Origin of the sequence: Kitasatospora sp. NPDC049285, assembly GCF_040678815.1 — a bacterium.
Lineage (GTDB): Bacteria > Actinomycetota > Actinomycetes > Streptomycetales > Streptomycetaceae > Kitasatospora.
Window position 1 is genome coordinate 260937 of record NZ_JBFAQR010000002.1, and the last position, 7735, is coordinate 268671.

At 70.5% G+C, this 7735-nt stretch carries 5 protein-coding genes and 1 pseudogene; 5 read left to right on the forward strand and 1 reads right to left on the reverse strand.

From position 1 onward, the window contains the following. The first annotated feature begins 124 nt into the window (after window positions 1-124). From sepF to AB0K51_RS02980, 3 genes are all read left to right on the forward strand, one after another. The gene (gene sepF, locus AB0K51_RS02970; protein WP_363449807.1) at window positions 125-739 is read left to right on the forward strand and encodes a cell division protein SepF; all 615 of its coding nucleotides are present in this window, start codon (window positions 125-127) and stop codon (window positions 737-739) included. A gap of 77 nt (window positions 740-816) precedes the next feature. Beyond that, window positions 817-1107: a YggT family protein gene (locus tag AB0K51_RS02975; RefSeq protein WP_033216891.1), complete on the forward strand. Its 291-nt coding sequence runs from the start codon at window positions 817-819 to the stop codon at window positions 1105-1107. Between the two features lie 48 nt (window positions 1108-1155). Continuing rightward, window positions 1156-2457: a DivIVA domain-containing protein gene (locus AB0K51_RS02980; protein ID WP_363449809.1), complete on the forward strand. Its 1302-nt coding sequence runs from the start codon at window positions 1156-1158 to the stop codon at window positions 2455-2457. 185 nt (window positions 2458-2642) lie between these two features. On the opposite strand, the gene ileS is transcribed toward AB0K51_RS02980, so the two are convergent. Continuing rightward, entirely contained in the window at window positions 2643-5774 is a 3132-nt protein-coding gene (gene ileS, locus AB0K51_RS02985; RefSeq protein ID WP_363449811.1) for an isoleucine--tRNA ligase, read from the reverse strand. Between the two features lie 589 nt (window positions 5775-6363). Between ileS and AB0K51_RS02990 the strand changes: the two genes are divergently transcribed. Both AB0K51_RS02990 and lspA read left to right on the forward strand, forming a co-directional pair. Next, on the forward strand, window positions 6364-6867 hold the full coding sequence (locus tag AB0K51_RS02990) for a TraR/DksA family transcriptional regulator (RefSeq protein WP_363449813.1): 504 nt from the start codon (window positions 6364-6366) through the stop codon (window positions 6865-6867). A gap of 197 nt (window positions 6868-7064) precedes the next feature. Beyond that, window positions 7065-7607, forward strand: a pseudogene (gene lspA / locus AB0K51_RS02995) (signal peptidase II); the annotation flags it as partial. Window positions 7608-7735: the final 128 nt, after the last annotated feature.

Here is a 7735-nt window from a genome sequence, read left to right on the forward strand (position 1 = left end):
AACCGTGGATCGCATCCGAGCGCACACCTCCGCGGTCTGACGGACCGTCGGCCTGACCGGCCGTAAGAGGATCACGGGCTCCGCAGGGCGACACGGTGGGCGCATGAGCGGAGGAGACAGAGGCATGGCCGGCGCGATGCGCAAGATGGCGGTCTATCTCGGCCTCGTCGAGGACGAGACCTACGACGGCCAGGGGTACGACCCCGACGACGACTACGACACGGACCCCGAGCCGATCCGCACCGGACGGACCGAGGACCTCCGGGCCGCGCCCCAGCCGGCGCCCGCCGCCCAGGCGGCGCCGGTGGCGCAGATCGCGCCCCAGCCGGTGCCCGCCGCGGTGCCGATCCGGCAGGACCCGCCGCGGATGGCGCCCGTGTCCTCCATCACACCCGACCGCCACCGCAACCTGGAGAAGAGCGCCCCGGTGATCATGCCCAAGGTAGTGAACGAACGAGAGCCCTACCGCATCACCACGCTGCACCCGAGGACCTACAACGAGGCCCGTACCATCGGGGAACAGTTCCGTGGCGGCACTCCTGTGATCATGAATTTGACCGAGATGGACGACACGGACGCGAAGCGGCTCGTAGACTTCGCGGCTGGACTGGTCTTCGGTCTGCACGGCAGTATCGAGCGCGTGACACAGAAGGTGTTCCTGCTGTCGCCTGCTAACGTCGATGTCACGGCGGAGGACAAGGCTCGGATCGCCGAGGGTGGGTTCTTCAACCAGAGCTGACCCGGCCACGACTTTCTGTGTGGATCAATTGACAGTGCGTCACTGACGGACCGTCGGCCTGGGAGAGGGAAAACGCGATGGGGATCTTCGGTTCGGTGCTCTACTGGGTGCTGACCGTGTTCCTGCTGATCCTGCTCTTCAGGTTGGTGATGGACTGGGTCTTCCAGTTCGCCCGCTCGTGGCGTCCTGGAAAGGCCATGGTCGTGGTGCTGGAGGCCACGTACACTGTCACGGATCCGCCACTCAAGCTTCTTCGGCGTTTCATCCCGCCGTTGCGTCTCGGGGGCGTGGCGCTCGACCTGTCCTTCTTCGTACTGATGATCATTGTGTATGTCCTGATCTCGCTCGTGCAGCGCCTGTCGTTCTGACGATGCGACAGGATGCCGGTGTGCCGACGATCACGTTGAGGTGAAGAGATGCCATTGACCCCCGAGGACGTTCGGAACAAGCAGTTCACGACCGTCCGGCTGCGCGAAGGCTATGACGAGGACGAGGTCGATGCCTTCCTCGACGAGGTCGAAGCCGAGCTGACTCGCCTGCTGCGCGAGAACGAGGACCTGCGCGCCAAGCTCGCCGCGGCCACCCGTGCCGCGGCGCAGAACCAGGCCAACATGCGCAAGGAGCAGCAGGCTCCGCAGGACGCCGGCCGTCCCGGCGCCCCGGTGCCCGCCGCCATATCCGGCCCGCCGGTGCCCGGCCAGCAGCAGGGCCCCGGTCCGCAGCAGCTCGGCGGCCCGCAGCAACTCGGCGGCCCCCAGCAGGGCATGGGCAACCAGCAGGGCATGGGCAACCAGCCCCTCGGCCTGCCGTCCGGCGCGCCGCAGCTGCCCGCCGGCCAGGGCGGCCCGATGGGCGGTCCGATGGGCAACCCGATGCAGCAGCAGATGGGTCAGACCATGGGCGGCCAGCAGCAGCTGGTCCAGCCGATGGGCGGCCAGATGCTGCAGCCGATGGGCAACCCGATGCAGCAGCAGATGGGTCAGACCATGGGCGGGCAGCAGCTCGCTCCCATGGGCGGCCCGATGGGCGGTCCGATGGGCGCCCCGATGCAGCAGCAGGCCCCCGGTGGCGACAGCGCCGCGCGTGTCCTCGCGCTCGCCCAGCAGACCGCCGACCAGGCGATCTCCGAGGCCCGTTCCGAGGCCAACAAGATCGTCGGCGAGGCCCGCAGCCGCGCCGAGGGCCTGGAGCGGGACGCCCGCGCCAAGGCCGACGCCCTGGAGCGGGACGCCCAGGAGAAGCACCGCGTCGCGATGGGCTCGCTGGAGTCCGCCCGCGCCACGCTGGAGCGCAAGGTCGAGGACCTGCGCGCCTTCGAGCGCGAGTACCGGACGCGGCTCAAGTCCTACCTGGAGACCCAGCTGCGCCAGTTGGAGTCCCAGGCGGACGACTCGCTCGCTCCGCCGCGGATCCCCGCCACCGCGTCGCTGCCCCCGGCGGCCTCGTCGATGGCCCCCGCGGGTGCCGGTGCGATGAGCTCGGCGCCGTCCTTCGGCTCCAGCCCGTCCTTCGGCGGCAACCAGTCCTTCGGCGGCTCGTCGTTCGGCACCTCGTCCGGCGCCCCGTCCTTCGGCGGGCCCTCGGCGGGCAACGGCGCGATGGCCCCGGCGGGCATGACCCAGCCGATGGCCGCGGTGCGCCCGCAGCCCCCGCAGCCGATGCAGCAGGCTCCCGCGCCGATGCGAGGGTTCCTGATCGACGAGGACGGCGACAACTAGCCGTTCGGCACACGCGAAAGATCCGCCCGAGGAGGGGAACTCCCCTCGCCGGGCGGATCTTTGCTGTCTGCGGTCGGTTGCTCGCGCAGTTCCGCCCCCAGCCCCAAGGGGGGCCGGGAGGTACCCCCCGCGCCCCTGACGGGGCGCGGGGATTCGGCACGCAGCGTTGGCCCTTGCCTGGCCGGTCAGGCCTTGCGGAGGGTGAAGTCCAGGGCCAGGTTCTCGTCGGTGAAGCGGGGGGCGTCGGGGTCGGTGATGGTGAGGGTAAGGGATTCGGCGAGGACCTCGGTGGCGACCAGGGACTGGTGCTCGGTGAGGGCCTCGCGGGTTTCCTCGTCGGTGGTGGCGAGTTGGAGGTGGATGCGGTCGGCGACGTCGAGGCCGGAGTTCTTCCGGGCCTCCTGGATCTGGCGGATCGCGTCGCGGACGATGCCGAGCCGCTTGAGCTCGGGGGTGATCGCCAGGTCGAGGGCGACGGTGGCGCCGGACTCGTTGGCGACGGCCCAACCCTCGCGCGGGGTCTCGGTGATGATCACCTCGTCGGGGGAGAGGGTGATCGTCTCGCCGTCGAGTTCGACCGCGGTCCCGCCGGAGGCGCGCAGCTCCGCGGCGAGCCGCGCCGCGTCGGCGGCGGCGACGGCCTTGGCGACGTCCTGGACGCCCTTGCCGAAGCGCTTGCCGAGGGCCCGGAAGTTGGCCTTGGCGGAGGTGTCGACCAGCGAACCGCCGACCTCGGCGAGCGACTCCAGGACCGAGACGTTGAGCTCCTCGGCGATCTGGGCGCGCAGGTCGGCCGGGAGCTCCTCCCAGCCCTGGGCGGCGATCAGCGCGCGGGACAGCGGCTGACGGGTCTTCACCCCGGACTCGGCGCGGGTGGCCCGGCCGAGCTCGACCAGGCGTCGGACCAGCGCCATGTGCTTGGACAGCTCGGTGTCGATCAGCGACTCGTCGGCGACCGGCCAGCTGCTGAGGTGGACCGAGACCGGCGCGTCCGGGGCGACCGGGACGACCAGGTCCTGCCAGACCCGCTCGGTGATGAACGGGGTGAGCGGGGCCATCAGCCGGGTGACGGTCTCCAGCGCCTCGTGCAGGGTGGCGAGCGCGGCGGCGTCGCCCTGCCAGAAGCGGCGGCGGCCGCGGCGGACGTACCAGTTGGACAGGTCGTCGACGAAGCCGGAGAGCAGCTTGCCGGCCCGCTGGGTGTCGTACGCCTCGTAGGCGGCGTCCACCTCCCGGACCAGGGTGTGCAGTTCGGACAGCACCCAGCGGTCGAGCTGCGGGCGCTCTGCCGGGGCCGGGTCGGCCGCGGAGGGGGCCCAGCCGGCGGTGCGGGCGTACAGGGCCTGGAAGGCGACGGTGTTCCAGTAGGTGAGGAGGGTCTTGCGGACCACCTCCTGGATGGTCCCGTGGCCGACCCGGCGGGCCGACCAGGGGGAGCCGCCCGCGGCCATGAACCAGCGCACCGCGTCGGCGCCGTGCTGGTCCATCAGCGGGATCGGCTGCAGGATGTTGCCCAGGTGCTTGGACATCTTGCGGCCGTCCTCGGCCAGGATGTGGCCGAGGCAGACGACGTTCTCGTAGGAGTTCTTGTCGAACACCAGGGTGCCGACGGCCATCAGCGTGTAGAACCAGCCGCGGGTCTGGTCGATCGCCTCGGAGATGAACTGCGCCGGGTAGCGCTGCTCGAACAGCTCCTTGTTGCGGTACGGGTAGCCGTACTGCGCGAACGGCATCGAGCCCGAGTCGTACCAGGCGTCGATCACCTCGGGCACCCGGACCGCGGTGGTGGAGCACTGCGGGCAGGGGAAGGTGACCTCGTCGATGTACGGGCGGTGCGGGTCCAGGCCGGACTGGTCGGTGCCGGTCAGCTCGGAGAGCTGGGCGAGCGAGCCGACGCAGGTCAGGTGGTCGTCCGCGCAGCGCCAGATCGGCAGCGGGGTGCCCCAGTAGCGGTTGCGGGAGAGCGCCCAGTCGATGTTGTTGTTCAGCCAGTCGCCGAAGCGGCCGTGCTTGACCGTGTCGGGGAACCAGTTGGTCGCCTCGTTCTCGCGGATCATCGCGTCCTTGACGGCGGTGGTCCGGATGTACCAGGACGGCTGCGCGTAGTAGAGCAGCGCGGTGTGGCAGCGCCAGCAGTGCGGGTAGCTGTGCTCGTACGGGAGGTGACGGAACAGCAGGCCGCGGGCCGCCAGGTCGGCGACCAGGGTCTCGTCGGCCTTCTTGAAGAACACCCCGCCGACCAGCGGGACGTCGGCGGCGAAGGTGCCGTCGGTCTCCACCGGGTTGACCACCGGCAGGTCGTAGCGGCGGCAGGTCGCGAGGTCGTCGGCGCCGAAGGCGGGCGACTGGTGGACGATGCCGGTGCCGTCCTCGGTGGTGACGTAGTCGGCGGTCAGCACGTAGTGGGCGTCCGGGATCTCGACCAGGTCGAAGGGGCGCCGGTAGTGCCAGCGCTCCATCTCGGCGCCGGTGAAGGACTCGCCGGTGGTCTCCCAGCCCTCGCCGAGGGCCTTGGCGACCAGCGGCTCGGCGACCACCAGGCGCTCGTTGCCGTCGGTGGCGACCACGTAGGTCACCTCGGGGTGGACGGCGGCGGCGGTGTTGGAGACCAGGGTCCACGGGGTGGTGGTCCACACCAGCAGGGCGGCGGTGCCGGCCAGCGGGCCGGAGGTGAGCGGGAAGCGCACGTACACCGAGGGGTCGACCACGGTCTCGTAGCCCTGGGCCAGCTCGTGGTCGGACAGGCCGGTGCCGCAGCGCGGGCACCACGGGGCGACCCGGTGGTCCTGGACCAGCAGGCCCTTGTCGAAGATCTGCTGGAGCGACCACCAGACCGACTCGATGTAGGACGGGTCCATGGTGCGGTACGCCTCGTCGAGGTCGACCCAGTAGCCCATCCGCCGGGTCAGTTCGGCGAACGCGTCGGTGTGCCGGGTCACCGACTCGCGGCACTTGGCGTTGAACTCGGCGATGCCGTACTTCTCGATCTCCGGCTTGCCGGAGAAGCCCAGCTCCTTCTCGACCGCGAGCTCCACCGGCAGGCCGTGGCAGTCCCAGCCGGCCTTGCGGGCCACGTGGTAGCCCTTCATGGTGCGGTAGCGCGGGAAGACGTCCTTGAAGACGCGGGCCTCGATGTGGTGCGCGCCGGGCATGCCGTTGGCGGTGGGCGGGCCCTCGTAGAACACCCACTCGGGGCGGCCCTCGGACTGCTCCAGGCTGCGCTGGAAGACCTTCTGGTCCTGCCAGAAGCTCAGGATCTGGTGTTCGAGCACCGGCAGGTCGACCTGCGCGGGGACGGCGTTGTAGGTGGGCGACATGGCGGGCGTCAACCTCCGGCGGATGCGTGGACTGGCTCCGACGGAGGGACGAGACGGCTGGCCGTCCCGCGGTACCACCCTCCTTGGCCGCGCGCGTTGCCGTGGCCCTCTCTTTGGGTTTTGCTGCCGGGTCTAGTAGGCCCTGACCAGGGCCGTTCTTCCGGCGGCTCCGGGGTGATCTTCCCGCCGCGCACACCCCCGGGCTCGCACCGTCCCCGGGTCGCTCATGGCTGCGTACGTCGGTACTCGTCCCATCTGCGCCTTGCAATGCACAGTGTATCGGCCCCGGCAAGCCGATTCGCGCACCCGCGAGCCGGTGGCCCGGGTGGTTAGCCGATGACGATCTGGGCACAACTTGGGCAGCGTTTCCGCGACCGGCGGCTGCGCGGGTGGGATCGGCGAAACGCTTCGGTATGTCCCGTTGTGGGCTGATTCGATGAGGTTTATCGTTCCCGGACCGGCAAGATCGTCGGGAACCGACGCTTCTGATCATTCGTGAATGAGGTCGAAAGCCATGGCTGAGAAGGCGACAGGAACCGTGACCAAGAGGTCGCGCAAGGCCGTGGCAGGCGACCCAGGGGAGGGGACCGTGAGCACTGCACGGCGAAAGACCGGCACGACCACCGGACACACCGCGGCGACGAGCCGCGGCCACGTGCCCGCGGGCAGTGGCGCCCGCGGCGCCGAGTCGGTCGACCCGGCGGAGCTGCCGGTCCGCCCGGGCGAGGAGTCCTGGACCGCCGCCGAGGTCGCCGAGCTGCACGACGAGCTCGCCTCCGACCTGCTCCGGCTGCGCGCCGAGATCGAGGCCTCCGAGGCCGCCGTCGCGGGCCTGATGCGCGACTCCAACGACGGCGCGGGCGACGACCAGGTCGACGCCGGCACCAAGAACATCAACCGGGAGAGCGAGCTCGCGCTCGCCAGCAACGCCCGCGACAGCCTCGCCCAGACCGAGCGCGCGCTGGCCCGGCTGGAGGGCGCCGGCTTCGGCCTGTGCGAGTCCTGCGGCCAGCCGGTCGGCAAGGCCCGCCTGCAGGCCTTCCCGCGGGCCACGCTCTGCGTCAGCTGCAAGGCGAAGCAGGAGCGCCGCTGACCCGGGTCCGGTGACGCTCCGGTGACCGGGATTCACCGCGCGCGGCGGCCACGGGGGCGGGCGGTGCCGTACCCTCGTCCCCGTAACGTCGACCGGCTTTCCACACGGCAGCGGAGCGGATCATCAGCACTCCAGGTTCCCCCCAGACCCAGGACGACGCCGTCCCCACCGCCCGGCAGCCCGAGGGCGGTGAGTCGGTGAACCCCGCCGAGGACCTCCCGGCGGGCGGCGCCACCGCCGCCGACGGGGCGCGCGCGGTCGTCCGCCGGCGCCGGATCAGCCTGCTGCTGGTGGTCGCGCTCATCGCGTACCTGATCGACCTCGGCTCCAAGCTGCTGGTGGTCGCCAAGCTGGAGGGCCACTCGCCGATCCGGGTCATCGGCGACTGGATGACCTTCCAGGTGATCCGCAACCCCGGCGCCGCGTTCGGCATGGGGCAGGCGATGACCGTGCTGTTCACCGCCATCGCGGCCGGCGTCATCGTGGTGATCTGGCGGATCGCCCGCAAGCTCTACAGCCTGCCCTGGGCGATCGCGCTCGGCCTGCTGCTCGGCGGCGCGCTCGGCAACCTCACCGACCGGCTGTTCCGCACCCCCGGCGTCTTCCGCGGCCACGTGGTGGACTTCATCTCGGTCCAGCACTTCGCCGTCTTCAACCTCGCCGACTCGGCGATCGTCTGCGGCGGCATCCTGGTGGTGCTGCTCTCCTTCCGCGGCTCCAACCCGGACGGCACCGTCCACGGCGCACCGGCCGCCAAGGCGGAGGAGCCCGGCGACGACGGGGACGGAATCGTTCCAATAATCAACCATATCTCTTTTAAGTTCAATTTCTACACGCCATAAGTGATCAGACGTAACTTCAACATCTG